Annotated in this window: 21 protein-coding genes; 9 read left to right on the top strand and 12 right to left on the bottom strand. The window is 66.3% G+C overall.

Annotated features, from left to right (window positions below; all coding sequences use genetic code 11):
* Nucleotides 1-4 precede the first annotated feature (4 nt).
* From ACF8LI_RS09950 to ACF8LI_RS09925, 6 genes are all read right to left on the bottom strand, one after another.
* On the bottom strand, nucleotides 5-379 hold the full coding sequence (locus ACF8LI_RS09950) for a hypothetical protein (RefSeq protein WP_223275203.1): 375 nt from the start codon (nucleotides 377-379) through the stop codon (nucleotides 5-7).
* 39 nt (nucleotides 380-418) lie between these two features.
* Nucleotides 419-1,108: a glutaredoxin family protein gene (locus ACF8LI_RS09945; RefSeq protein WP_016451697.1), complete on the bottom strand. Its 690-nt coding sequence runs from the start codon at nucleotides 1,106-1,108 to the stop codon at nucleotides 419-421.
* Between the two features lie 208 nt (nucleotides 1,109-1,316).
* Nucleotides 1,317-3,365, bottom strand: coding sequence for a M3 family metallopeptidase (locus tag ACF8LI_RS09940; protein WP_017405846.1), 2,049 nt, complete (start codon nucleotides 3,363-3,365; stop codon nucleotides 1,317-1,319).
* 75 nt (nucleotides 3,366-3,440) lie between these two features.
* Nucleotides 3,441-4,295: a bifunctional methylenetetrahydrofolate dehydrogenase/methenyltetrahydrofolate cyclohydrolase FolD gene (gene folD / locus ACF8LI_RS09935; protein ID WP_012205808.1), complete on the bottom strand. Its 855-nt coding sequence runs from the start codon at nucleotides 4,293-4,295 to the stop codon at nucleotides 3,441-3,443.
* Between the two features lie 89 nt (nucleotides 4,296-4,384).
* The gene (locus tag ACF8LI_RS09930; protein WP_012205807.1) at nucleotides 4,385-5,035 is read right to left on the bottom strand and encodes a response regulator transcription factor; all 651 of its coding nucleotides are present in this window, start codon (nucleotides 5,033-5,035) and stop codon (nucleotides 4,385-4,387) included.
* Nucleotides 5,032-7,605 carry a PAS domain-containing sensor histidine kinase gene (locus ACF8LI_RS09925; RefSeq protein WP_016447108.1) on the bottom strand — a complete coding sequence of 858 codons (2,574 nt, stop codon included), beginning with the start codon at nucleotides 7,603-7,605 and terminating at the stop codon, nucleotides 5,032-5,034. The genes ACF8LI_RS09930 and ACF8LI_RS09925 overlap by 4 nt, the downstream gene beginning before the upstream one ends.
* A gap of 320 nt (nucleotides 7,606-7,925) precedes the next feature.
* Here ACF8LI_RS09925 and aceE point away from each other — a divergent pair, with 320 nt between their 5' ends.
* Genes aceE through lpdA form a run of 3 tightly spaced genes read left to right on the top strand, consistent with a single transcriptional unit; the run spans nucleotide 7,926 to nucleotide 14,235 of the window.
* On the top strand, nucleotides 7,926-10,643 hold the full coding sequence (gene aceE / locus ACF8LI_RS09920) for a pyruvate dehydrogenase (acetyl-transferring), homodimeric type (protein WP_016447107.1): 2,718 nt from the start codon (nucleotides 7,926-7,928) through the stop codon (nucleotides 10,641-10,643).
* A 19-nt stretch (nucleotides 10,644-10,662) separates the two neighbouring features.
* Entirely contained in the window at nucleotides 10,663-12,372 is a 1,710-nt protein-coding gene (aceF, locus tag ACF8LI_RS09915) for a dihydrolipoyllysine-residue acetyltransferase (protein ID WP_392412535.1), read from the top strand.
* Nucleotides 12,373-12,387: 15 nt separating this feature from the next.
* On the top strand, nucleotides 12,388-14,235 hold the full coding sequence (gene lpdA / locus ACF8LI_RS09910) for a dihydrolipoyl dehydrogenase (protein ID WP_016451703.1): 1,848 nt from the start codon (nucleotides 12,388-12,390) through the stop codon (nucleotides 14,233-14,235).
* 91 nt (nucleotides 14,236-14,326) lie between these two features.
* On the opposite strand, the gene ACF8LI_RS09905 is transcribed toward lpdA, so the two are convergent.
* Nucleotides 14,327-15,256 carry a LysR family transcriptional regulator gene (locus ACF8LI_RS09905; protein ID WP_016451704.1) on the bottom strand — a complete coding sequence of 310 codons (930 nt, stop codon included), beginning with the start codon at nucleotides 15,254-15,256 and terminating at the stop codon, nucleotides 14,327-14,329.
* Nucleotides 15,257-15,319: 63 nt separating this feature from the next.
* On the opposite strand from ACF8LI_RS09905, the gene ACF8LI_RS09900 reads away from it, so the two are divergent.
* Nucleotides 15,320-15,937: a LysE family translocator gene (locus tag ACF8LI_RS09900; protein WP_016451705.1), complete on the top strand. Its 618-nt coding sequence runs from the start codon at nucleotides 15,320-15,322 to the stop codon at nucleotides 15,935-15,937.
* 343 nt (nucleotides 15,938-16,280) lie between these two features.
* A complete protein-coding gene (locus ACF8LI_RS09895; RefSeq protein ID WP_016447102.1) occupies nucleotides 16,281-17,519 on the top strand; it encodes a CynX/NimT family MFS transporter in 1,239 nt (412 codons plus the stop codon).
* On the opposite strand, the gene ACF8LI_RS09890 is transcribed toward ACF8LI_RS09895, so the two are convergent.
* Both ACF8LI_RS09890 and ACF8LI_RS09885 read right to left on the bottom strand, forming a co-directional pair.
* Nucleotides 17,520-18,545: an aromatic acid exporter family protein gene (locus tag ACF8LI_RS09890; RefSeq protein WP_017405853.1), complete on the bottom strand. Its 1,026-nt coding sequence runs from the start codon at nucleotides 18,543-18,545 to the stop codon at nucleotides 17,520-17,522.
* Nucleotides 18,546-18,725: 180 nt separating this feature from the next.
* Nucleotides 18,726-19,217, bottom strand: a complete 492-nt coding sequence (locus ACF8LI_RS09885; protein WP_203400928.1) for an EVE domain-containing protein — start codon at nucleotides 19,215-19,217, stop codon at nucleotides 18,726-18,728.
* Nucleotides 19,218-19,346: 129 nt separating this feature from the next.
* Between ACF8LI_RS09885 and yghU the strand changes: the two genes are divergently transcribed.
* Nucleotides 19,347-20,186, top strand: coding sequence for a glutathione-dependent disulfide-bond oxidoreductase (gene yghU, locus ACF8LI_RS09880; RefSeq protein WP_016447099.1), 840 nt, complete (start codon nucleotides 19,347-19,349; stop codon nucleotides 20,184-20,186).
* Nucleotides 20,187-20,193: 7 nt separating this feature from the next.
* On the opposite strand, the gene ACF8LI_RS09875 is transcribed toward yghU, so the two are convergent.
* From ACF8LI_RS09875 to ACF8LI_RS09865, 3 genes are all read right to left on the bottom strand, one after another.
* Nucleotides 20,194-20,865, bottom strand: a complete 672-nt coding sequence (locus ACF8LI_RS09875) for a hypothetical protein (RefSeq protein ID WP_213757825.1) — start codon at nucleotides 20,863-20,865, stop codon at nucleotides 20,194-20,196.
* Between the two features lie 75 nt (nucleotides 20,866-20,940).
* The gene (locus ACF8LI_RS09870) at nucleotides 20,941-21,198 is read right to left on the bottom strand and encodes a GlsB/YeaQ/YmgE family stress response membrane protein (RefSeq protein ID WP_012205794.1); all 258 of its coding nucleotides are present in this window, start codon (nucleotides 21,196-21,198) and stop codon (nucleotides 20,941-20,943) included.
* Between the two features lie 167 nt (nucleotides 21,199-21,365).
* Complete coding sequence (locus ACF8LI_RS09865) at nucleotides 21,366-22,001, bottom strand: C40 family peptidase (RefSeq protein WP_016447097.1); 636 nt, start codon at nucleotides 21,999-22,001, stop codon at nucleotides 21,366-21,368.
* A gap of 191 nt (nucleotides 22,002-22,192) precedes the next feature.
* On the opposite strand from ACF8LI_RS09865, the gene ACF8LI_RS09860 reads away from it, so the two are divergent.
* From ACF8LI_RS09860 to ACF8LI_RS09850, 3 genes are all read left to right on the top strand, one after another.
* Nucleotides 22,193-22,795, top strand: coding sequence for an isochorismatase family protein (locus ACF8LI_RS09860; protein ID WP_016447096.1), 603 nt, complete (start codon nucleotides 22,193-22,195; stop codon nucleotides 22,793-22,795).
* Nucleotides 22,796-22,998: 203 nt separating this feature from the next.
* Nucleotides 22,999-24,885, top strand: coding sequence for a propionate--CoA ligase (locus tag ACF8LI_RS09855; protein WP_047473883.1), 1,887 nt, complete (start codon nucleotides 22,999-23,001; stop codon nucleotides 24,883-24,885).
* 150 nt (nucleotides 24,886-25,035) lie between these two features.
* Complete coding sequence (locus tag ACF8LI_RS09850; protein ID WP_034348160.1) at nucleotides 25,036-26,424, top strand: phosphomannomutase/phosphoglucomutase; 1,389 nt, start codon at nucleotides 25,036-25,038, stop codon at nucleotides 26,422-26,424.
* The last annotated feature ends 4 nt before the right edge of the window (nucleotides 26,425-26,428 follow it).

Here is a 26,428-nt window from a genome sequence, read left to right as displayed (position 1 = left end):
GCTGCTAGCCGATGCTCTCGAACACCGCAGCGCCTGCGGTCCAGACGAGCAGGGCCATGCCACCGAGACACAGCGCGCGCAATGAGGCTTGCGTGCGCTGCTTTTTGATGCGCTGAATGAGCCAGGTGACGGCCGCCAGCCCGGCGTAGATGGCAAAGAAGCCAGCCGTCGTCATGTAGTAGGCCAGGCGGTTGAGACCGTTGCCCAGGCCTCCGTCATGCATGAACCACAGCGTGATCAGGCAGGGCACCAGCACCAGACAGGTTAGCCGCAACGGCTCTCGCCACGAAGGCCTTGCCACCAGTACCCACCCGATGAGCGCAGGCAGGCCCACAAGAATGCCCAGCCTGGCCAAGGTCCAGGCCACGTCGGACAGCATGGAATCCACGGCCGGGCTCCTGACGGCGGCAGTGTCTGCCTAGAAGCTCAGGCCTGCGGGGTTGTCGCTGGTGCGTGCACCTGGCGCGGGGGCGGGTATGGGGGCGCGCCTGTTTGCCTGCTCCTCGGCGGTGGGTGCTGCGGCGGGCGCTGATGCGGCCGGTGCGGCAGGCTTGGGTGTGGTCAGGGGCTGCGCGGGTGGCCGCTTGTACTGGGCTGGCAGCTGGGAGCTTGCGGGGTAGCCTGCGGCATCCAGGTACTGCGTCCATTCGCTGGAGGAGAAGCCGGTCAGAAACTGCTTGCCGATGGTGGCAAACGGCAGTCCGGTCTGCCCGCTGAGCTTGTTCAGGGCTGCCGCGTCCGCCTCGGTCTGCACCAGGCGCTCGGCATAGGGGATGCCCCGGGACTGCAGCAACTGACGAGCGCTATCGCAGGGCGTGCAATCGGACGAGGAGTACAACGTCACTGGAAAGCGGCTCGCAATCTGGCGCAGCGCATAGGGCAGGCCTGCGTTGCTGTCCGAGGCGCCCGCCACTGCCTGGGCGGCGGGCGCTGCCTGCTGCTGTGCGCTTGGGGCGGGGCGGTCCGAGAAGGTGACTTTTCCATCCGGCCCGACGATACGGTAGACCTGCTGTGCGGCGGCTGGCAGCGCGGCGGCAAGGCAGGCGAGGGCGAGGCATGGCATCAGGTGGCGCAGGGCGCCGTGGCCAAGGCTGGGAGAAGACTGCATGGACGATCTCGGTTTCGGAAGAAGGGTTTCGTGCCGGGGCGGCGACCACTCGCCGGATGGATGCCCGCACAGGAGTGCCTGCAAGCATAGCGTGCCATTCATCCTGGGCCATCTTCTGGAGTCGCAGGATGTGGCTGCGCGCATCCGGTGGAGTTGCCGGGCCAGGAAAAAGCGCCCCATCGGGGCGCTGCAGACCGGGTTGCCAGGCTCAGGCCTCGGCCATGCCCTGGTGGCGCAATAGCGCGTCCAGCTGGGGTTCGCGGCCACGGAAGGCCTTGAACGACTCCATCGCCGGGCGGGATCCGCCGGCTTCAAGAATGGCCTCGCGGTAGCGGCGGCCTGTCTCGGGGTTGGGGGTTCCATCGGCCAGCATGGTTTCCTCGAAGGCCGCATAGGCATCCGCCGAGAGGACTTCGGCCCACTTGTAGCTGTAGTAGCCCGCTGCGTAGCCGCCTGCAAAGATGTGGCTGAAGGTATGGGCCGAGCGGCTGTAGGCGGGCGAGGGCAGCACGGCCACTTCGGCGCGAACCTGGGCCAGCAGCGGCATGATGTCGGCCTTCGGATCGTGCTCGGTGTGCAGCAGCATGTCGAACAGCGAGAACTCGATCTGGCGCAGCGTCTGCATGCCAGATTGGAAGTTCTTGGCCGCGATCATCTTGTCGTACAGTGCGCGCGGCAGTGGCTCGCCCGTGTCCACGTGGGCGGTCATGTGCTTGAGCACTTCCCACTCCCAGCAGAAGTTTTCCATGAACTGGCTCGGCAGTTCCACCGCGTCCCATTCCACGCCCGCGATGCCCGAGACATCGCGCTCGTTGACCTGGGTCAGCATGTGGTGCAGGCCATGGCCTGTCTCATGGAACAGCGTGATCACGTCATCGTGCGTGAGCAGGGCCGGCTTGCCGTCAACGCCGGTGGCAAAGTTGCAGACCAGGTGCGCGACCGGCGTCTGCAGCTTGTGGCTGTCGGGGCGCAGCCAGCGGGTGCGTACATCGTCCATCCAGGCGCCGCCGCGCTTGCCCGAACGTGCGGGCTGGTCCAGGTAGAACTGGCCGACCAGTTGGGGGCCTTGCGGCGTGCTGCGCTCGATGCGATAGAACTCGACAGCGGGATGCCACACCGGCGCCACGTCGCGGCGGATGGCCACGTCGAACAGCGTCTCCACGATCTTGAACAGTCCGGCCAGTACCTTGGGGGCGGGGAAGTATTGCTTGACCTCTTGCTCGCTGAAGGCATAGCGCGCTTCCTTGAGCTTTTCGGAGATATAGGCCCAGTCCCAGGGCTGGGGATCGGCCAGGCCCAGTTCCTTGCGTGCGAAGCTGCGCAGGTCGGCGACATCCTTTTCGGCATAGGGGCGGGCGCGGTGCGCGAGGTCACGCAGGAAGTCGATCACCTGCTGCGGCGAATGCGCCATCTTGGGAACCAGCGAGATCTCGCCGAAGTTGCGGTAGCCCAGCAGCTGCGCCTCTTCCTTGCGCAGGGCAAGTATTTCGGAAATGTTGGCCGTGTTGTCGAAGCGGCGGGCATCGCCCTCTGCCTGGTCGGAGGCGCGTGTCACATAGGCGCGGTAGAGCTTCTCGCGCAGCGCGCTGCTGGTGGCGAACTGCATCACGGGCAGGTAGCAGGGCATCTTCAGCGTGAGCTTGAAGCCTTGCTTGCCTTCGGCTTCGGCGGCGGCACGGGCGGCCTGGCACACGTCCTGGGGCACACCGTCCAACTCATCGGCCGTGGCGTAGTAGGCAAAGGCATCGGTGGCATCCAGCGCGTTCTCGCTGAACTTCTGCGTGAGTTCGGCCGAGCGTTCCTGAATCTTGGCAAAGCGCAGCTTGGCTTCACCCTGCAGCTCCGCGCCAGACAGCACGAAATTGCGCATGGCATGGTCCCAGGCGGCGCGCTGCTCCACGTTGAGCGTGGCAGGGTCGATGGCCTTGTACTTGGCGTACAGCCGCTCGTCGGCGCCCAGGCGCGTCCAGAACTCGGTGACCTTGGGCAGGGATTCGTTGTAGGCAGCGCGCAGCTCGGGTGTATCGGCCACGCTGTTGAGGTGGCTGACGGCGCCCCAGGCGGTTCCCAGCTTCTCGGTGGCGACATCGAGCACGGCGGAGATCGAATCCCAGCGCGCGGGGAAGTCAGGTGCCGTGACGGTCTCCAGGGCCTCGCAGGCCCCGGTCAGAAGATGGTCGATGGCCGGGCCGACGTCGGCGGGGCGGATGCGATCGAACAGGGGCAGGTCGGAGGATTCGAGGAGGGGATTGCTCATGCGTGTCAGATGCCGTCGGGTGCATTGAAATCAAGCGGCTCCCCGGGGAGCCGCCCGATGCTTGTCAGCTCCTGGTCAGCCGGCGGCGCGCTCGGCCGCCTCCATGGTGTTGACCAGCAGCATGGTAATCGTCATGGGGCCGACGCCGCCCGGCACGGGGGTGATGAAGCCGGCCACTTCCTTGACACCGTCAAAGTCCACGTCGCCGCAGAGCTTGCCTTCGTCGTTGCGGTTCATGCCCACGTCGATGACCACGGCGCCAGGCTTGCACATGTCTGCGGTCAGCACATTGCGCTTGCCCACGGCGGCGACCACGATGTCGGCCTGGCGCGTCATGGCGGCCAGGTCCGCCGTGCCGCTGTGGCAGATGGTGACGGTGGCATTGGCGGCCAGCAGCATCATGGCCATGGGCTTGCCGACGATGTTGGAGCGGCCGATGACCACGGCGTGCTTGCCGCGCAGGTCCTTCATGCCGATGGATTCGAGCATCTTCATGCAGCCATAGGGCGTGCAGGCCTTGAAGCCGACTTCACCCACCATCAGCGCGCCGGCGCTGGCCACGTGAAAGCCATCCACATCCTTGAGCGGCGAGATGGTCTCGATGACCTTGTGGTCGTCGATGTGTGCGGGCAGCGGCAGCTGGACCAGGATGCCGTGGATGCTGGGGTCGTTGTTCAGCGCCTCGACGCGGGCCAGCAGTTCGGCTTCTGTCATCGAGGCGTCGTACTTCTCCAGTACGGAATGAAAGCCTGCGTCCTCGCAGGCCTTGACCTTGTTGCGCACATAGACCTGGGAGGCCGGGTTGTCGCCGACCAGGACCACGGCCAGGCCGGGCGTGGTCCCTCGGGCCTTCAGGGCAGTGGCGCGCTGTGCGACTTCGGCACGCAGTTGGCGGGAGAGGGCGTTGCCGTCGATGAGTTGGGCTGTCATTGCAGTGGATACCAAAATAAAAATGCTGCTAGGGCTTGTTGGTCAAGCGCTAGCAGCCCTTTGAAAAAAGCAGGGGATGGCGTCGGTGCTTATCCTGCGACGGCCGCCTTGGCCGCCGCAGCGGTCTGGCCCTGGCCCAGGGCGATCTTGAGCAGGTCGGCTACGGTGTTGGCGTTGAGCTTTTCCATGATGTTGGCGCGGTGCGCCTCCACGGTCTTGATGCTGATGCCCAGGTCGTCGGCGATCTGCTTGTTCAGGCGGCCGGCGACGATGCGCTCGAGCACCTGGGCTTCGCGGCTGGTCAGCTTGGCCAGCAGGGCGTCGCGGCTGGCGGCCTGCTGGTGGCCGGCAAAGGCTTCGCGGGCATGGTCCAGCATGCGCTCGACCAGGTTCAGCAGTTCTTCCTCGTTGAACGGCTTCTGGATGAAGTCCAGTGCGCCCTTCTTCATGGTGTTCACCGCCATGGGCACGTCGCCGTGGCCGGTGATGAAGACGATGGGCAGGGGAGACTTGCGTTCGATCAGTCGGTCCTGCAGTTCCAGGCCGGTCATGCCGCCCATGCGGATGTCGACGATGAGGCAGGCGATTTCGCGTGGGTCGTAGCGCGAGAGGAAGGTCTCGGCCGAGTCGAAGCAGCGCACACGATAGTCCTTGCCCTCCAACAACCATTGCAGCGAATCACGAACCGCTTCGTCGTCATCAACTACGTACACAGTGCCTTTTTTGGGGATCAAGCTCATGCAATCGTCCTTGTTGTGGGTTCAATGGTCGCTGCCGGCGTTGTCGCGTCGCCCGGCGGGGCCAGCGGCAGCCAGAATGAAAATCGGCAGCCGACAACCTCGGAACCATTGTAGAGGTTCTCGGCACGCATACGGCCCTGGTGGGACTCGACAATGCTGCGGCACAGATTCAGGCCCATGCCCATGCCTTCGCTCTTGGTGGTGAAGAAGGCCTCGAAGAGGCGCTCCAGCACCTCGGGCGGCAAGCCCTTGCCGGTGTCCTGCACGTTGAATTCGATGACGCGCTGGTCCTCGATGGTGCGCGGCACCACGCGCAGTTCCACGTTGCGCTGGTGGCTGGGTCGGCCCGATTGCTCGATGGATTCGGCGCCATTCTTCATGAGGTTGACCAGCACCTGCTCGATGAGGATGGTGTCGGCCATGATGGCCGGCATGCGCTCGGCCACGTGGTAGGTCAGCTGTACATTGCGGCGGCGCAGCTCGATGCCGGCCAGCTCCACTGCCTCGCTGACCATGTCGGTGACCTGGGCCAGGGTGCGGTTGGGTTCGCTGCGCTTGACGAAGGAGCGTATGCGCAAAATGATCTGGCCCGCGCGCTGCGCCTGGTGGGCGGTCTTCTCCAGCGCGAACTTCATCTGCTCCTCGGTCAGCGTGCCTTTTTCGAGGCGCGTGAGCATGCCGCTGCAGTAGTTGCTGATGGCGGTCAGCGGCTGGTTGAGTTCGTGGGCCACGCTGGAGGCCATCTCGCCCATGGTGATCAGGCGGCTGACGGACTGGGCGTGCTCGGCCTGGCGATCGGCCTGCTCCTCGGCCAGGCGGCGCGGCGTGATGTCGGTGGCGATCACCATCTGCGCCAGGCGTCCGTCCACCCAGCTCAGGTAGCGCGAGCGCACTTCCAGCCACTTGCCCAGTTCGGGCAGATAGATCTCGGCGTTCTCGCTGCGTGCGCTGGTCAGCGAGTCGGTGGGCAGGCCCATCAGGCCATCCTCATCGTCCATGCCCTGCGGCTGAGAGCGCACGGGCAGCACGCCGGCCTGGGCGACGAGCTGCAGATGGCCATCGGTCTGCGAGCCGAACCATTGCCGGTACAGCTTGTTGGCGAACAGCAGCTCGGCGCTGCCAAGCGGGGCGACGGACACCGAGGCGTCCAGCGCCTCCAGCACGATGGTGAAGCGCTCGTAGGAGGCCGACAACTGCTCGCGGATGCGGTTGGGCTCGGTGATGTCGGTCATGGACGACATCCAGCCCGTGTGCTGGCCGTGGGCGTCGATCAGCGGCGAGACATACAGGCGCGCGTCGAACTGCGTGCCGTTCTTGCGCTGCACGCGCACCTGAAAGCCCCCGACGATGGTCTTGCCGGACAGCTCCTCGCGCAGCTTGGAGTGCAGGTTGTCGTAGTCGTTGTCGGGCCAGTAGGAATAGGGCGGCATCTGGCCGACGAGTTCGGATTCGCTCCATCCCGTCATCTGGCAGAAGGCGGCGTTCACGTAGGTGATGCGGCCTTGCAGGTCCAGCGCGCGCATGCCGGTGAGCACCGAGTTCTCCATGGCGCGGCGGAAATTGGTTTCGGCAACCAGGGCTTCCTGCGCGCGCTGGCGGCGTCGCGTGTGGCGCCAGGTGGCCAGCAGCAGCCATGCCGTCATCGCGCTGAGCGTGCCCACCAGCCAGAACAGGCCGCTGCCCACCACGCCCAGCGAGGTGCGGTAGGCCTGTGCGCGCAGCACCAGACTGTTGCCCACGGGGGCGACCGGAGCCTCGTCCTCATTGGCCACCGTGCGCCAGCGCAGCAGGTCGGTGGCATTTTGTTTGCGCGGCGTCAGCGGTGTGCCGGCCAGAACCTGGCCCCGGCTGTCGAGCATGGTCATGGCATAGCGGGCCATGATTTCGGTGGGCGTGCCGTAGCGCAGCAGGCTGTCCACGGAATACTCGCCCAGCAGCTCGCCGATGTAGCGGCCGTCCTGCGCCAGCGGCACATGCAGCTGCAGCAGCGGCGCGGCCTCGCCCTTGTGGGCCAGGCCTTGCACATAGATGGGCTGCTGCATCTCGCGCGCGAGCTGGTAGGCCTCCAGGGCGTCACCGGCGCGCAGTACCTCGCGGGGGATGCGCAACTGGTCGCTGCTCACGGTGGGGGCGGACTGGCTGGCCAGAATGCGGCGTTGGGAGTCGATCCAGGTGATGGACTGCAGTTCGGGATACTGGCTGATGAGCGCTTCGGCGCGGCTGGCGAAATCGGACTCGGCCAGATCGTGGTTGCTGATGTCGCGCGCCATGCGCATCAGTTGCTCCTGGCGCTCCAGCAGGCGCAGGCGCACGCGCTGCTGGGCATATTCCACGTCGCGGTGCAACGCTTCCTTCTCGCGGTCGATCTCCTCCATGCGCAGATACCAGAACGACGCGACGATGGCGGCCATGAACATCAGTACGGCGGCCAGCGGGGCGAGTGCCGCAAAGCGGTCCTGGCGCGTGGGGGAAAGACTGCGCCACCAGCTGCGCCACCAGCGCACTGGCGCGGCCACGCCTGCCATGGGGGCAGGGCTGTGCGTGCCGTGCTCGGAAGGGGAGGATTGCATGCGCCCAGTGTAGGGGAGAGTCTGACTGTTTTTAAGGAGTATTGGAGTCGCCACGCAGGCGCTTCGGCGACGTTCTTTGGGGTCTTCACTGTATGTGCGTTTGCAGCAAAATTTCAAATTATGAAATCAAAAAGCACCATTTGAAATTCGAAAAAAGTATGCGACACTCGCCGAGCATTGAGGCAGTGAATCGGTATCTTCAAGTTCGCCAGACAGGGTCTGTGCCGCGCAAGGCGTGGTGAACTACCCGCCTGCGATGGCGCGCTGCGCCGCTCACTGGTTCGACCCCAAGACGCTACCTTCTGCAAGGAGACATTCCCATGACAGCTCAGACTGACCCGCAAGGCAATGCAGGCGTTCCCGCCGGCCTGGACCAACAAGAATCGCGCGAATGGATGGACGCACTGTCGGCCGTCATCGATCGTGAAGGCGCCGAATATGCGCACAAGCTGATCGAGGACCTGCTCGAACATGCACGCCAGAACAGCGTGGACATGCCCTTCTCGGCCAACACCGGCTACGTGAACACCATCGAGGCCTCGCAGGAAGCGCGCTGTCCCGGCAACCTGGAAATCGAAGGCCGCCTGCGCGCCTACATGCGCTGGAACGCCATGGCCATGGTGGTCAAGGCCAACCGCCTGCACCCACCCGAAGGCGGTGACCTGGGTGGCCACATCGGCTCCTTCGCTTCGCTGGCCAACATGTTTGCGGCCGGCTTCAACCACTTCTGGCACGCCGAAAACGAAAACCACGGTGGCGACTGCCTGTACATCCAGGGCCACGTCTCGCCCGGCATCTATGCCCGCGCCTATCTGGAAGGCCGCATCTCCGAAGAGCAGCTGCTGAACTTCCGCCAGGAAGTGGACGGCAAGGGCCTGTCCAGCTACCCGCACCCCAAGCTGATGCCCGAGTTCTGGCAGTTCCCCACGGTGTCCATGGGCCTGGGCCCGCTGATGGCCATCTACCAGGCGCGCTTCCTCAAGTACCTGCACGCCCGCGGCATTGCCGACACCGAAAACCGCAAGGTCTGGGTCTTCTGCGGCGACGGGGAAATGGACGAGGTCGAGTCGCTGGGCGCGATCTCCCTGGCCGCCCGCGAAAAGCTGGACAACCTGATCTTCGTGATCAACTGCAACCTGCAGCGCCTGGACGGTCCGGTGCGCGGCAACGGCAAGATCATCCAGGAACTCGAGGGTGAGTTCCGCGGCTCCGGCTGGAACGTCATCAAGCTGCTGTGGGGCAAGGGCTGGGACGAGCTGCTGGCCAAGGACAAGGACGGCGTGCTCAAGAAGATCATGGCCGAGTGCAACGACGGCGACTACCAGTCGTTCAAGGCCAATGACGGCGCCTACGTGCGCAAGAACTTCTTCGGCCGCGATCCGCGCGCGCTGAAGATGGTCGAGCACATGAGCGACGACGAGATCTGGAACCTGCGCCGCGGCGGCCACGATTCGCAGAAGGTCTATGCGGCCTTCCATGCGGCCAATTCGCACAAGGGCCAGCCCACCGTGCTGCTGGTCAAGACCGTCAAGGGCTTCGGCATGGGCAAGATCGGTGAAGGCAAGAACACCGTTCACCAGACCAAGAAGCTGGGCGACGAGGACATCAAGGCCTTCCGCGACCGCTTCAACATCCCGATTCCCGACAGCCAGATCGCCGACCTGCCTTTCTACAAGCCGGCTGACGACACGCCGGAAATGCGCTACCTGCACGAGCGCCGCAAGGCCCTGGGCGGCTACCTGCCGCACCGCCGCGTCAAGGCCAGCGAGCAGTTCACGGCGCCTGCGCTGGACACCTTCAAGGCCATCCTCGAAGCCACGCCCGAAGGCCGTGAGATCTCGACCACGCAGGCCTATGTGCGATTCCTGACGCAGCTGCTGCGCGACAAGGAAATCGGCCCGCGCGTCGTGCCCATCCTGGTGGACGAGGCACGTACCTTCGGCATGGAAGGCCTGTTCCGCCAGATCGGCATCTACAACCCCGCTGGACAGCAGTACACCCCGGTCGACAAGGACCAGGTGATGTACTACCGCGAGGACAAGGCCGGCCAGATCCTGCAGGAAGGCATCAACGAAGCCGGCGGCATGAGCAGCTGGATCGCGGCAGCCACGAGCTACAGCACGAGCAACCGGATCATGATCCCGTTCTACGTGTACTACTCGATGTTCGGCTTCCAGCGCATCGGTGACCTGGCCTGGGCGGCCGGCGACATGCAGGCGCGCGGCTTCCTGCTGGGCGGCACCTCGGGCCGCACCACGCTGAACGGCGAAGGCCTGCAGCACGAAGACGGCCACAGCCACATCCTGGCCAACACCATTCCCAACTGCGTGAGCTACGACCCGACCTTCGCCCACGAAGTCGCCGTGATCATGCAGGACGGCCTGCGCCGCATGGTGCAGGAGCAGGAAAACGTCTTCTACTACATCACGCTGCTCAACGAGAACTACGCCATGCCCGGCCTCACGCCCGGCACTGAGCAGCAGATCATCAAGGGCATGTACCTGTGCAAGCCCGGCCAGAAGGTGCCGGAAAGCGGCCTGCGCGTGCAGCTGCTGGGATCGGGCACCATCCTGCGCGAATCCTTCTTCGCCCAGGAACTGCTGCTGGCCGACTGGGGTATTGCCGCCGACGTGTGGAGCTGCCCCAGCTTCAACGAACTCACCCGCGACGGCCAGGAAGCCGACCGCTGGAACCTGCTGCATCCGCTGGAAACGCAGAAGGTGCCCTTCGTCACGCAGCAGCTGCAGTCGCACAATGGTCCGGTGATCGCATCCACCGACTACATGAAGGCCTACGCCGAGCAGATCCGTCCCTACATGCCCAAGGGCCGCACCTACAAGGTGCTGGGCACCGACGGCTTCGGCCGTTCGGACTTCCGCCGCAAGTTGCGCGAGCACTTCGAGGTGGACCGCCACTACATCGTGGTCGCCGCACTGCGCGCGCTGGCCGAAGAAGGCAAGATCAACGCCACCACCGTGGCCGAGGCGATCGCCAAATACGGCATCAAGGCCGACAAGATCAACCCGCTGCACGCCTGAGTAAGAACGGGAGACACCTATGGCATTGGTAGACATTCAAGTTCCGGACATCGGCGATTTCGATGAAGTCGGTGTGATCGAAGTGCTGGTCAAGGCCGGCGACCAGATCAAGGCCGAGCAATCGCTGATCACCGTCGAGTCCGACAAGGCATCGATGGAGATTCCGTCCAGCCACGCCGGCGTGCTCAAGGAGCTGCGCGTGAACCTGGGCGACAAGGTCAAGCAAGGCAGCATCATTGCCGTGATCGAGACCGCAGACGCTGCGGCACCGGCACCGGCACCGGCACCGGCAGCTGCTGCCCCGGCTCCCGTGGCAGCGCCTGCATCTGCTGCGCCTGCATCTGCGCCTGCGCCGGCCGCTGCTCCCGCTGCCGCGCCTGCGGCCTCGGGCGCCGCCACGCAGATCGACATCAAGATTCCCGACATCGGCGACTTCAAGGACGTGGCCGTGATCGAGATGCTGGTCAAGGTCGGTGACACCGTGACGGCAGAGCAATCGCTGTTCACCGTCGAATCCGACAAGGCCTCGATGGAGATCCCCTCGCCCGCAGCGGGCACCATCACGGCGCTGACGCTCAAGATCGGCGACACGGTCAACGTGGGCGACGTGGTCGGCCAGATGAGCGTGCAGGGCGCTGCCGCGCCTGCAGCCCAGGCTGCGGCCCCGGCACCTGCTGCTGCAGCCCCTGCACCGGCAACTGCGGCCCCGGCCGCTGCAGCTCCGGTGGCTGCCGCTGCAGCATCGGCTCCTGCCGCTGCACCTGCACACAACCCCACCGTGGCGCCCACCGGCAAGCTGCCCCATGCATCGCCCTCCGTGCGCAAGTTCGCCCGCGAACTGGGTGTGCCGCTGGACGAGGTCAAGGGCTCGGGCAACAAGGGCCGCATCACGGCCGACGACATCCAGGCTTTCACCAAGTCCGTCATGGCCGGTGCCGTGCAGACCAAGGCCCAGGCTGCGGCGGCTCCCAAGGGCGGCTCCGGCGGCGGCGCCGGCCTGGACCTGCTGCCCTGGCCCAAGGTCGACTTCGCCAAGTTCGGCCCGGTCGAGCGCAAGGACCTGTCGCGCATCAAGAAGATCAGCGGCGCCAACCTGTCGCGCAACTGGGTCATGATCCCCCACGTCACCAACAACGACGAGGCCGACATCACCGACCTGGAAGCTTTCCGCGTCTCCACCAACAAGGAGAACGAGAAGAGCGGCGTCAAGGTGACCATGCTGGCCTTCGTGATCAAGGCGGTGGTCGCGGCGCTCAAGAAGTTCCCGGAGTTCAACGCCTCGCTGGACGGCGACACCCTGGTCTACAAGCAGTACTTCCACATCGGCTTCGCGGCAGACACGCCCAATGGCCTGGTGGTGCCCGTGCTGCGCGATGCCGACAAGAAGGGCATCCTGCAGATCAGCCAGGAAATGGGCGAGCTGGCCAAGAAGGCCCGCGATGGCAAGCTCGGCGCTGCCGACATGCAGGGCGGCTGCTTCTCGATCTCGTCGCTGGGCGGCATCGGCGGCACGAACTTCACCCCCATCATCAACGCCCCGGAAGTGGCCATCCTCGGCCTGTCCAAGGGCCAGATGAAGCCCGTGTGGGACGGCAAGCAGTTCGTGCCGCGCCTGACGCTGCCGCTGTCGCTGTCCTATGACCACCGTGTCATCGACGGTGCCTCGGCCGCGCGCTTCAATGCCTTCCTGGGTCAGGTGCTGGCGGACTACCGCCGCATCCTGCTGTAAACGGAGGCCCGACACATGGCAATCATCGACATCAAGGTGCCCGACATCGGCGACTTCGCCGAAGTGGGTGTGATCGAACTGCTGGTCCAGCCCGGTGACACCGTCGCCAAGGATCAGTCTCTGATCACCGTGGAGTCCGACAAGGCCTCCATGGAGATCCCCTCCAGCCATGCCGGCGTGGTCAAGGAACTCAAGGTCAAGATCGGCGACAAGGTCGCCGAGGGCTCCGTGGTCCTGACGCTGGAGGCTGCCGGCGAGGCGGCCACTGCGCCCCAGGCTGCCGCTGCGGCTCCTGCAGCCGCCAGCGCCGCGGCACCTGCCGTGCCGGCTCCAGCGGCCCCGGCCCCTGCTCCTGCGGCAGCCAGCTACGCTGGTGGCGTGGCCGACTATGACTGCGACGTGGTCGTGCTTGGCGGTGGCCCCGGCGGCTACTCTGCCGCCTTCCGCGCAGCCGACCTGGGCCTGAACGTGGTCATCGTCGAGCGCTACAAGACCCTCGGCGGCGTCTGCCTGAACGTGGGCTGCATTCCCTCGAAGGCGCTGCTGCACGTGGCGGCCGTCGTGGACGAGGTCAAGCACCTGGAAGTGGCAGGCGTCAAGTTCGGCGCGCCCGAGGTCAACATCGACCAGCTGCGCGGACACAAGGACAAGGTCATCGGCAAGCTGACCGGCGGCCTGGGCCAGATGGCCAAGATGCGCAAGGTCACCGTGGTGCGCGGCTACGGCAACTTCGTCGGTGCCAACCACCTGGAAGTGGAAGAGACCACGGGCGACGGCCAGGAAAAGACCGGCAGCAAGAAGATCGTGCAGTTCAAGCGCGCCATCATTGCCGCCGGCAGCCAGGCCGTGCACCTGCCCTTCATGCCCAAGGACCCGCGCGTGGTGGACTCCACCGGCGCGCTGGACCTGGCCAGCGTGCCCAAACGCATGCTGATCCTGGGTGGCGGCATCATCGGCCTGGAAATGGGCACCGTCTACTCCACGCTGGGCGCACGCCTGGACGTGGTGGAGATGATGGACGGCCTCATGCAGGGCGCCGACCGCGACCTGGTCAAGGTCTGGCAGAAGATGAACGCGCCGCGCTTCGACAACATCATGGTCAACACCAAGACCGTGGGTGCCGAAGCCACGCCCGAAGGCATCAAGGTCAGCTTCGCGCCCGCCAAGGACGGCATCACCGTGCCCGAGCCCCAGGTCTACGACCTGGTGCTGCAGGCCGTGGGCCGCACGCCCAACGGCAAGAAGATCGCCGCCGAGAAGGCCGGCGTGGCCGTCACGGACCGCGGTTTCATCGAAGTCGACATCCAGATGCGCACCAACGTGCCCCACATCTTCGCCATCGGCGACGTGGTGGGCCAGCCCATGCTGGCGCACAAGGCCGTGCACGAGGCCCATGTGGCCGCCGAAGTCATCGCCGGTGAACTGCAGGGCAACAAGGAGCTGGCCGCCAGCGCCTTCAATGCCCGCGTGATCCCCAGCGTGGCCTACACCGACCCGGAAGTGGCGTGGGTGGGCCTGACCGAGGACCAGGCCAAGGCCCAGGGCATCAAGGTCAAGAAGGGGGTCTTCCCCTGGACGGCATCGGGCCGCGCCATTGCCAATGGCCGCGACGAAGGCGTCACCAAGCTGCTGTTCGACGACAGCCCCGAGGCGCATGGCCATGGCCGCATCCTGGGCGGTGGCATCGTCGGCACGCATGCGGGCGACATGATCGGCGAGATCGCGCTGGCCATTGAAATGGGTGCCGACGCCGTGGACATCGGCAAGACCATCCATCCTCACCCCACGCTGGGCGAGAGCCTGGGCATGGCGGCCGAGGTGGCGCACGGCTCCTGCACGGACCTGCCGCCGCAGCGCAAGTAAGCGCAACGCCCGGCCTTCGGAACGGGCAAGGACACAAAGGCAGCTTCGGCTGCCTTTGTGCTTTGGGGGGTAGTACGGGTCGCAGGCCGGCTCAGGCCTGGGAGCGCAGCCACTGCAGCAACTGCGCGTGCACGCCATTCGGTGCAGGCGGGGCAGGGGACAGCAGGCAATAGCGCGATCCATCCTCCACAAAGCCCATGGGCGCCGCCAGCACGCCGCTGGCAATGTCGTCGCGCACCAGTTGCCAGGGGCCTATGGCCACGCCCATTCCGGCCACGGCAGCCTGGAGTGTGAAATAGAAATGTTCGAACTGCAGCTGCGGTCCCGAGGGCTGGGGCTGGCCGCTGTACTCGGCCCAGGTGGCCCAGGCGCCAGGGCGCGTGCGGCTTTGCAGCAAGGGTGCATCGGCGCGCAGCCTGGGCGTGTGCTCTTGCGCGGGGCGGTCGCACCATTGCGCCAGGCGATCGGGCCGGCAGACCGGGCCTATGCGCTCTGCGAACAGCGTTTCGGCATGGCAGCCTGCGGGAAGGGCGAAATCGTCGCGCCGTATGGCCAGGTCGATCCCGTCCGCAAACGAGAACGGGCCACCGCCGGCCACCAGGTGCAGTTGCAGCTCGGGATGCATTTGCTGGAACTGTGGCCAGCGTGGAATCAGCCAGCGCATCAGCAAGGTGGGTTCGCAGGACAGCACCCAGCGGCGCGCATGCCGCGCGCGTGCGCGCAACTCCTGCGTCGCCTGGCGCATGCGCTCCAGGCCTTCATGCACGGCCTGTGCGAGATGGCGCCCAGCGTCGGTCAGGAAGACGCGGCGGCTGCGGCGGTCAAACAGGGTCACGCCCAGATCGTCTTCCAGCAGGCGCACGGCCCGGCTGATGGCGCCGTGGGTCAGATGCAACTCTTCAGCCGCCTTGCTGAAGTTCTCCCGTCGGGCGGCTGCTTCGAAGCAGCGCAGGGCCTGCAACGACGGCAGCCGCTTGCTGGGAGTCTGTGAATTGAGTTCACTAACTGTGTCAGAAAACATCGTTATGTATTTTCATGGAAGGCCAATACTATCCCGCGTTGCACTGAGTCGAACGGAGAATGCATGACCGAATGGATAGCTGTAGTCACCATTACCTTGCTGGCCGTGATCAGCCCCGGGGCGGATTTCGCCATGGTTACGCGCAACAGCCTGCTGCGCTCGCGCCGCGCGGGCATGCTCACGGCGCTGGGCATAGGTCTGGGCGTGCTGGTCCATGTCAGCTATACCTTGCTTGGTGTGGGGTTGCTGATGCAGCAGGCCACCTGGCTGTTCGATGTGGTCAAGCTGCTGGGTGCAGCCTATCTGATCTATCTGGGCGTGACCATGCTGCGCAGCCGGCCGGACGGAGAAATGGCCAGCCAGCCGGCTGCCGTACTGTCCGACATGGCGGCGCTGCGCACGGGCTTTCTGACGAATGCGCTCAATCCCAAGACCACGGTGTTTGTGGTGAGCCTGTTCCTGCAGATCGTGGGGCAGGACACATCACTGGCCACGCAACTGGCGTACGGCGGGTTCATCTCGCTGGCCCATGTGGGTTGGTTTTGCATTGTGGCGCTGTGCTTTTCCGCGCAGCGGGTTCGTGCCCGGCTGCTGGCCGTACGGCACTGGATAGACCGGGCCTTTGGCGGCATGTTGGTGGGCTTCGGTGTGTTGCTGGCCAGTGCCAAGTTGAGGCTGTGATGCCATGAAGGCCTGACAGGAATCGGTGGGGGAGGACGGGCGAAAGGCCGCAGCGCATGCGGCCTCTGCCCGGCATGCAAGGCCTGCGAGGTGCCATGGGGTGCCTCGCAGGCCAAGCTGTTTCTGGGGCAGCGGAAATGCCTGGCCGCGCAGCTGGAGCGCCTCACCTGGGCGTTCCAGTGCCACGGGCTATGTCGAATGCGCTGCCGATGCCCGCTGCCGCAAGCCGGTTGGTGGGCAGATGCCAGGGGCGCTGCTTGCGGGCGCCGCTTGGCCTATGCTTTCGATACTTCACACATCACCCACAGGGCGCACGGCATGTGCCCCCAGGAAACCGCATCCAATGGAAACAACAAGGCAGGGGGTGCATCCCTCATGGATCGTCGTGATGGCCGGCGTCAGCGCGGCCCTGCATGTAGGCAAGCTGCCGCCGGCCGTGCCGGTGCTGCAGCAGCAGCTGGGCGTGTCCCTGCTGCAGGCCGGCTTTCTGCTTTCCACCGTGCAGGTGGCCGGCATGCTGCTGGGCCTGGTGGTGGGCCTGGGGGCTGACCGCTGGGGACTGCGGCGCAGCATGCTGGCGGGCCTGCTGTTGATGGCGGGTGCCAGCGCACTGGGCGCCATCGCCACGGGTTTTGCACCGTTGCTGGCCCTGCGCGCCGTGGAAGGACTGGGCTTTCTGCTGGTCGCCATGCCGGGGCCAGGCCTGATTCGCCGCTGCGTGGCGCCGCACGATCTGAGCGCGCGCATGGGCTGGTGGGGCACCTACATGCCGCTGGGCAGTGCCATCGGCTTGCTGCTGGGTCCCTGGGTGATGGCATGGGCTTCCTGGCCGCTGTGGTGGCTGCTTCTGGGGCTGGTCTCTGCCCTGGCTTGCGCCGCCGTGTGGTACGGCGTGCCGGCAGACGGCCCGAAGGCACCCGTTGGCACGTCGGCGGCTGGCGGGGGGTGGCGTCCGCGCCTGGCGCTGACTTTGCGCAGCCCTGGCCCCTGGTGCGTGGCGCTGGGCTTTGCCGTGTATTCGGGACAGTGGATGGCCGTCATCGGCTTTCTTCCCACGGTCTATGCCGAGGCGGGCCTGGGAGCGGCGTTGTCGGGCACGCTGACGGCCGTGGTGGCGCTGGCCAACATGGTGGGCAATGTGGCATCGGGCCGTCTGCTGCAAGGCGGCTGGAGCGCATCGCGAGCGCTGCGCCTGGGCTTCGGCTGCATGGCGTTGTGCGCGCTGCTGGCCTATGTGCAATGGCAAGGCCAGCCGTTGGCACCTTTGTGGCTGCGATTTGCTGCGGTAGTTGTGTTCTCGGCAGCGGGGGGACTGATTCCGGGCACGCTGTTTTCTATGGCCGTGCGGCTTGCCCCCGATGAGTCCACTGTTTCGACCACGGTGGGCTTCATGCAGCAATGGTCCAGCGTGGGCCAGTTTGCAGGGCCGCCTCTGGTCGCGGCCGTGGCAGTGCAGGCGGGCGGATGGCAGTGGACCTGGGTGGTGACGGCGGCCATGTGCGCCATCGGCTGGTGGCTGGCCGGCGCCATTGCCCGCATCAGCGCGGCGCCTGCAAGGCAGCGCGAACGCGCTGCCGCCTGATCACGCGTCGCGCGAACCTGTGAGCGCCTTCAGGGCCTCTTCCATCTGTCGTGCGTGGTCCAGCGCGGGCAGCCAGGCCTCAGGCAGCGGCTGGGTGGGCGCCTGGGGGGCCGAGGCGGCCAACCTGCCCAGGGCGTCGTCGGGCTGCAGGGCCACCACGTTGCCATTGGCGGCCAGTTGCCGGCAGGCTTCGATCAGCCATTCACAGTGCAGGACGATGGCGCGCGGCATGAGGCCGCTGTCATGCGACATTCCGCGCACCAGGCTTTCGCCCAGCAGCAGCGCGCTGGCGTACAGGCGCACGGCATGGCGGTCGTAGCGCGCCGTGACGGTCTGCAGTGCCGCGCCACCCAGGCGTCCGCGCACGGACCAGCGGCTGGCGCTTTGCGCCTCCGCCATGGCGGTGCGCAGCGCGCTCAGCGCATCGCTGCTGCGCGTGAGCTGGCCCAGTGCCACGGTGGCGTCGGGTGTGTCGTGGGTGGCGGTGGCACGCAGCGTGGCGTCCAGCCCGTCGGCCAGCTGGCCCAGCAACGCGCTTGCCGAACGTGATACGGCACGCAGCGGATTGGCCGTGAAGATGACCTGGCTGAACATCAGGCCCACGCCTGCGCCGACCAGCACGTCGACCAGCCGGGTTTCGCCCGCCGCGCTGGGCCCCATGCTGAGGACCAGCACCACGGAAACGCCGGCCTGTATCGGAACCACAGGCGGCTGCCCCAGCATGGCGGCCAGCGACAGCGCGACCAGCGAGGCCAGGCTCAGCCGCAGCAGGGGAATGGTGTCGGGCAGCAGCCAGGCCAGTTCGCCGACGATGATGCCGATGGCGCAGCCCAGCACCAAGCCCCAGGTTTGCTTGAGATGGCTGGGCAGGCCGGGCGCCAGGCAGACCAGGGCGGTGACGGCGGCAAAGACGGGTCTGGGGTGGCCCAGCAGGTAGTGGGACAGTTCCCAGGCCAGCATGGCGCCCAGCGAGGCGGCGATGGCATCGCGCAGCGCCAGCCGCAGGCGGCCTGGCGCCGCGGCCATGCCGCTCTTGAGTGGTCCAGTGGTTGTTTTTGCTTTTGATTTTCGCCAGCGCACGAAGATGGTCCCTCCAGCTTGCGAAATCCAGGTTCGCAAATGCCCAAAAGCATAGCGGCCGATGCAGGGCAGGAGTGCAGGAAAGAGGCTTCTTGCTTGTAAGAAAGCAGCCCGTGCGAGGCGTGTTCAGCCGCGCCTGAGCAGGCCTTCGATGAAGCTCCATTCCTCGGGCGTGACCGGCGTGATCGACAGCCGATTGCCCTTTTGCAGCACACGCATCTGCGCCAGTTCAGGATGCGCGCGCAGCTCGGCAATCTGCAGCGTGCGTGTCTTGCGCAGCGCCTGCACGTCCAGCGTGAGCCAGCGCGGCTTGTCGGGAGAAGACTTGGGGTCGTAGTACGGGCTGGCCGGGTCGAACTGCGAGGCGTCGGTGCGCAGATTGCCGGCAATGCGGGCGATGCCGTAGATGCCGGGCTCGGCACAGCTGGAATGCCAGTACAGCACCCCGTCGCCGACCTGCATGGCATCGCGCATGAAGTTGCGCGCCTGGTAGTTGCGCACCCCGTCCCAGGCAATGGTGGCCTGCGGCGCGGCCAGCGCATGGTCTATGGAGTATTCGTCGGGCTCGTTCTTCATGAGCCAGAACTGGCGGGCGGAGGGTGTGGGGGCGGCAGTCATGCAACGATTGTGGCAAATCCCCGGACGCCGTGGCGGCGTTCTGCGCGCGGCGGCAGGAGTGTGTCAGGGGCTGGACAATGGCCTTCAGCCGGGCGCCTTTCCCATGCCCGCGAACCACAGGAATCCTGCATGTCCGACCGCTCCACCTATGTCCCGCCCGCCGTATGGCAGCCTGCGCCCTCGGGCGGCACCTTCGCCAACATCAACCGCCCGGTCGCCGGGCCGACCCACGACAAGACACTGCCGGTGGGGCAGCAGCCTCTGCAGCTGTATTCGCTGGCCACGCCCAACGGCGTGAAGGTCACCATCATGCTGGAGGAGCTGCTGGCGCTGGGCCATGGCGGCGCCGAGTACGACGCCTGGCTGATCCGTATCAGCGATGGCGACCAGTTCTCCAGCGGCTTTGTCGAGGTCAACCCCAATTCCAAGATTCCCGCGCTGGTGGACCGCAGCGTGGAGCCGCCGGTGCGCGTGTTCGAGTCGGGCTCCATCCTGCTGTACCTGGCCGAGAAGTTTGGCGCGCTGCTGCCTGCCGAGCCCGCTGCACGCACCGAGACGCTGAACTGGCTGTTCTGGCAGATGGGATCGGCGCCTTACCTGGGCGGCGGCTTCGGTCATTTCTATGCCTATGCTCCCGAAAAGTTCGAGTACCCGATCAACCGGTTCACCATGGAAACCAAGCGCCAACTGGACGTGCTCAATCGCCAGCTGGCCGAGCACGCCTTCATTGCGGGAGAGCACTACAGCATTGCCGACATCGCCATCTGGCCCTGGTATGGCGCACTGGTGCTCAACGAGGTGTACGGCGCGGCCGAGTTCCTGGCGGCCCATGAGTACACGCATGTGATGCGCTGGGCCCGCGAGATTGCCCAACGGCCGGCGGTGGTGCGCGGCCGCCGCGTCAATCGCACCTGGGGAGACGAGGCCACCCAGGTGCCGGAGCGCCACCGCGCCTCGGACCTGGGCTGATCGCCATTTACTGGGAGCGGCCCCAGGGGCCGCGGTCCGGCTGGCGCCAAAAGCGCGGGCGCTTGCCGGATGGCTCGGCCCCGGGCTCGCCCTCGCCTTTGCCTTTGCCGTGCTCATGCAATTGCTTGCCGGTCTGCTCGACCTTGCGGGCCGTGCGTTCCAGCTGCGTGGGCAGATGCGAGGGAATGTCGAGCTCCGCCTGCTCGACCACGCGAATGCAGTCCTGGATGTGGCGCTCTCCCAGGTAGCGCAGCGTGGCGTAACCCAGGGCGGCCGCTGCAGCCTGGCCGGCCAGCGGCACGTACTTTGCCGCTTGGGTTGCCGTCATGCGCATGCCGGCAGCGCGTGCCAGGCGCACCACCATGTCGCGCGTGATCAGCTTGCCGATTAGTACCGAGCCGACCATGGCCACGGCCTTTTGCACTTGCTCGCGCTTGCCGGGGTCCAGCCTGTCCAGCTGTTCGGGCGTGAGGCCGAACTCACGGTTGATGCGCGGCAGCAGGCGCGCCAGCAGGGCTGCGTCAACCAGCCAGTCCAGCCCCGGGATCGGCAGGCTGCTGGCTGCGGCTCCCACCAGCGCACGCCGGTGCAGCAGCTTGCGCGCGCTCTCTGCAGCCTGCGCCACATCGTGGCGCGGTGGTGGAGGGGGAGGGGTCTTGTCCGATGTGCGAAAGATCATGCGTGCCAGTGGGTCCGGGGCAGATGTCGATCAGGAGAATGCGCCAGCCGGAGGAGGCGGCTGGCGCCGGTGCGGTCAGCGTGCGCTCTTGCTGCGCACCAGGCTGTAGATGAAGAGGATGACGATGGCGCCAACGATGGAGGCGATCCAGCCAGCGGGCTGCCCGGCTTCATACCAGCCCATGGCGACACCGACATAGCTGGCAAGAAACGATCCTGCCACACCAAGCAGGATGGTCATGATCCAGCCAAGGCTGTCGTCGCCGGGTTTGAGTGCGCGCGCCAGCAGGCCAACGACCAGGCCAACGATGAGGGTGCCAATCAAGGACATCATGCTTTTCTCCGAACTGAAGCTTCCATGCCGCGACTCTAGGGCCCGGCGCATGCCGGCCCTGTCGGACAGCGTCTCAACCTGGGACGAAGGCAGTGCAGTGCCCTGAAAAACAAAACGCCTGCATCTGCAGGCGCCTGGACCGAGGGAGGGCAGACAGCCCGCCGTGGTTACTGCAGCTGGCTTGCCTGCATCTGCATGGCCAAGGCAGCCTTGCTGGCATCCAGGCCCAGGCCGTCGGAGTCCTGCACGCGACGGGCGCCATCGAAGCGGCGGGCCCAGTAGGCGCTTTGCATGCTTTCCACGCGCACCTGTGCACCGGTGCGGGGGGCATGAATGAAGTTGCCGTCGCCGACATAGATGCCGACGTGGCTGAAGGCGCGGCGCATGGTGTTGAAGAACACCAGATCGCCGGGCTTGAGTTCGTTCTTGTCGATTTTTTCCGTGGCCTGTGCCTGCTGGTCAGCGCGACGCGGCAGGACCTTGCCCAGGGTCTCGGAGTAGATGGCACGGACAAAGCCGCTGCAGTCGAAGCCGGTCTCGGCACTGTTGCCGCCGCGACGGTAGGGAACGCCGATGAAGCCCATGGCGGTCACGACCAGGTCGGAGGTCTTTTCGGCGACGCTCTGTCGTGCTTCCTTGACGAAGTCGGAAGTGCGCTCCGCCATGTGGTGGCGGGCTTCGCGCAGCTGAGAGATGAGGCTGCGGTTGACCAGCAGCTGGTTCATATCGTCGTCACGCAGCTCGGGCGGAGCCGCGTGTGCAGTGGCGCTGACGAACAGGAGTGCGATAAGCCATCGGGACATGGGGCGCGAGATTACCACGCAAAAACGTAGGACAAATTCGATAAGACCCCCGAAGGCCCGGGTTTTTGAGCCACCTCAGGAATCGCCGTCGCCCGGCGGTGATGGCCCCCAAGCTGCGACAATAGCGGGCTGTCCTGTTTTCCGATAAGAAGGGCGGCCCGCGCTGCCTCGTATTCCAAGAAAGATCCGCCATGCTGCTTGAAGCCTCCGACTCCCAGCTTGTACTCGTCGATTACCAAGAGCGCCTGATGCCGGCCATCTTCGAGGGCCCGGCAGTCCTGGCCAATGCCGTGAAACTGGCTCGTCTGGCGCATCTGGTGGAAGTGCCGGTGTTCGGCACCGAACAGAACCCCTCGCGCCTGGGTGCCAACGATGCCCAATTGCGCGCGCTGTGCGACAGGACACTGTCCAAGATGCATTTCAGCGCCGTGTCCGAAGGACTGGGCGAGTGGCTGCGTCCGCCGGCACGTCCCCAGGGCGGCAATGCGCGCAGCCTGCCCAAGCACCTGCAAAAGCCCCAGCAGCAGGCGCCCGAGCGCAGCATGGTGGTGATTGCCGGCTGCGAAGCCCATGTCTGCCTGCTGCAGACGGCGCTGGAACTGCTGGAAGACGAGTTCGACGTCTGGGTCGTCACCGATGCCTGCAGCTCGCGCACCGAGCGCAACCGCGATGCTGCCTTCGATCGCCTGGCCGGCGCGGGTGCCGAACTGGTGACCACGGAGATGGTGGCCTTCGAGTGGCTGCGCAGCTGCGAGCACCCGGCCTTCAAGGATCTGCTGGCCCTGGTCAAGTAAGCCACTGAAGCGATGGTTTTCGTCGAGGCGCCTGCACGGCGCCTTTTTTTACGCCCGTCGCAAGGCGGGGCCATGAAAGACGAATGGGACGGAGGGGGGCCGGCCCGGGGCGCTGTGCAGGATTTGTCAGCTTTGGGCAAGCGCATTATGAATAATTATGAATTCAGAAGCCGCCAATCCATGACAACGACAGGAGACAGACAATGGCCCCGCGTTTCGACGATTTCCACCGCCGCTCCATCCAGGAGCGCGATGCCTTCTGGGCCGAGCAGGCCGGCCGCATCGACTGGCATGTGCCGCCCCAGCGCATCTGCGACTATGACAACCCGCCGTTCGCCAGGTGGTTCGTGGGCGGCCAGACCAATCTTTGCCACAACGCCGTGGACCGGCACCTGGCCGAGCGCGCCGACCAGAATGCGCTGATCGCCATCTCCACCGAGACCGGCACCGAGAAGGTCTATACCTACCGCGAACTGCATGCCGAGGTGCAGCGCATGGCCGCCGTGCTGCAGTCGCTGGGCGTGCAAAAGGGCGACCGCGTCCAGATCTACATGCCCATGATTGCCGAGGCGGCCTTTGCCATGCTGGCCTGTGCGCGGCTGGGTGCCATCCATTCGGTGGTGTTCGGCGGCTTTGCGTCGGCGGCGCTGGCCTCGCGCATCGACGATGCCGAGCCCAAGGTCATCATCAGTGCCGACGCGGGCTCGCGCGGCGGGCGCGTCGTGGCCTACAAGCCTTTGCTGGACGAGGCCCTGCAACTGGCCAGCCACAAGCCAGCGGCCGTGCTCATCGTGGACCGTGGCCTGGCGCCTGCGCCCATGCGCGCCGGCCGCGACCACGACTGGACCAGCCTGCGTGCCCTGCACGCCGACGCCCAGGTCGCCTGCACCTGGGTGGAATCCACCGACCCCAGCTACACGCTCTACACCAGCGGCACCACGGGGCGCCCCAAGGGCGTGCAGCGCGACACGGGCGGCTACACGGTGGCGCTTGCCGCCAGCATGCCGCTGATCTTCGGGGCCGAGGCGGGCCAGACCTTTTTCTGCACCAGCGACATCGGCTGGGTCGTGGGGCACAGCTACATCATCTATGGGCCCCTGATCGCGGGCATGGCCACCGTGCTCTACGAGGGCCTGCCCATACGCCCCGACGCGGGCATCTGGTGGAGCATCGTGGAGAAGTACCGGGTCACCCACATGTTCTCGGCGCCCACGGCCATCCGCGTGCTCAAGAAGCACGATGCCGAGTACCTGCACCGCCACGATATCTCCAGCCTCAAGGCGCTGTGGCTGGCCGGCGAGCCGCTGGACGAGCCCACGGCGCAGTGGATCAGCCAGGCCCTGGGCAAGCCCATCATCGACAACTACTGGCAGACCGAGACCGGCTGGCCCATCCTCACGCTGTGCAACGGCGTGGAGCAGCAGACCACGCGCTTCGGCAGTCCCGGCAAGGCCGTCTATGGCTATGACGTGAAACTGATCGACGAGGCCACGGGCGAGGAGTTGCTCGGCGCCGGGCAAAAGGGCGTGCTGGCCATCGAAGGGCCGCTGCCACCGGGCTGCATGCAGACCGTCTGGCGAGACGACCAGCGCTTCATCAACACCTACTGGAAGAGCATTCCGGGCCGCATGATCTACAGCACCTTCGACTGGGGCATACGCGACGAGGACGGCTACTTCTTCATCCTGGGCCGTACCGACGACGTGATCAACGTGGCCGGCCACCGCCTTGGCACGCGCGAGATCGAGGAATGCATCTCCGCCCACCCCCAGGTGGCCGAAGTCGCCGTGGTCGGCGTGGCCGATGCGCTCAAGGGCCAGGCGGCGCTGGCCTTTGCCGTGCCGCGCACGGCGCTGGAAGGCGAGGCCGAGCGCGCGGCGCTGGAGGCCGACGTGATGAAGCTGGTCGATGCGCGGCTGGGCGCCGTGGCCCGGCCCTCGCGCGTGGTCTTCGTCAGTGCGTTGCCCAAGACGCGCAGCGGCAAGCTGCTGCGCCGTGCCATGCAGGCCGTGGCCGAGGGGCGCGACCCTGGCGACCTCAGCACCATGGAAGATCCGGCTGCGCTGGCCCAGGTGCAGCAGCAGCTGTGAGGCAGGGCACGCGCCGCAACCGCTTGGAGCCGGGGTGATGTGCGCCGGCGCCCCTGCCTGCCGCGCCTACAATCGCGCCTTGGGCCGCAGCCGGGCCAGGTCCCCAGGCTGCGGCGCCCTGTTTTCAACCGACGAGAAAGCGTTTTCGACGTGCAGGTCGCATCTTCCATCTTCAAAGCCTATGACATCCGCGGCATCGTGCCGTCCACGCTCAACGAGGAGGTCGCGCTCGGCGTGGGCCGCGCCTTCGGCATGGCGGCCCTGGCGGTCGGCGAGACCGTGGTGGCCGTGGGACGCGATGGCCGCCTGTCGGGACCCTCGTTGTCCGCGGCGCTGATCGCCGGGCTGACCGAGGTTGGCATCGAGGTGATCGACATCGGCCTGGCCACCACGCCCATGCTGTACTACGCAGCCAGCACGCTGGCGCGCTCGGGCATCCAGGTCACGGGCAGCCACAACCCCAAGGACTACAACGGCTTCAAGATGGTGCTGGCCGGCCGCGCCATTTACGGCGAGGAAATCCAGGCCCTGCGCCGCCGCGTCGAAAGCGATGACTGGACGATCACGGGCACCGGCAGCGTGCGCCGCGCCGATGTGCAGGCCGACTACCAGGCGCGCATCGTGGGTGATGTGAAGCTGGCGCGCCCCATCAAGATCGTGGTGGACTGCGGCAACGGCGTGGCCGGTGCCTCGGCGCCCGGCATCTTCCGCGCCCTGGGCTGCGAGGTGATCGAACTGTTCTCCGAAGTGGACGGTGAATTCCCCAACCACCATCCCGATCCCAGCAAGCCCGAGAACCTGCGCGACGTGATCGAGGCGCTGCGCACCTCGGACGCCGAGCTGGGCCTGGCCTTCGACGGTGACGGCGACCGCCTGGGCATCGTCACCAAGGACGGCCAGAACATCTTCCCCGACCGCCAGATGATGCTGTTCGCCAAGGACGTGCTCTCGCGCGTGCCGGGCGGCAGCATCGTCTACGACGTCAAATGCACGCAGCGCCTGGCGCCCGCCATCCGCGAGGCCGGGGGCGAGCCCGTGATGTTCAAGACCGGGCACTCCCTGGTCAAGGCCCGCATGAAGGAGCTGGACGCGCCGCTGGGCGGCGAGATGAGCGGCCACATCTTCTTCAAGGAGCGCTGGTATGGCTTCGATGACGGCACCTACGCGGGCTGCCGCCTGCTGGAGATCGTCAGCCGCGAGGCCGACCCCAGTGCCTTGCTCAACGCGCTGCCCACCAGCTTTTCCACCCCTGAACTGAATGTGGCCTGCGCCGAGGGCGAGCCCCATCGCCTGGCCGCCGAACTGCAGGCCCTGGCCGCCGAGACCTTTGCCGCACCGGCCCAGGTCAGCACCATTGACGGCCTGCGTGTGGACTGGGCCGACGGCTTCGGCCTGATCCGCGCCAGCAACACCACGCCCGTGCTGGTGCTGCGCTTCGAGGGCCAGACCCAGGAGGCGCTGTCGCGCATCGAGACGCAGATGCTGGCGCTGCTGGAGCGCGTCAAGCCCGGCGCGCAGGTTGGCGGTGCCGCGCACTGATTTG

The sequence above is a fragment of the Delftia sp. WSY_12 genome (assembly GCF_043104645.1).
Lineage (GTDB): Bacteria > Pseudomonadota > Gammaproteobacteria > Burkholderiales > Burkholderiaceae_C > Comamonas > Comamonas tsuruhatensis.
This window is presented reverse-complemented; position numbering and strand designations above follow the sequence as displayed.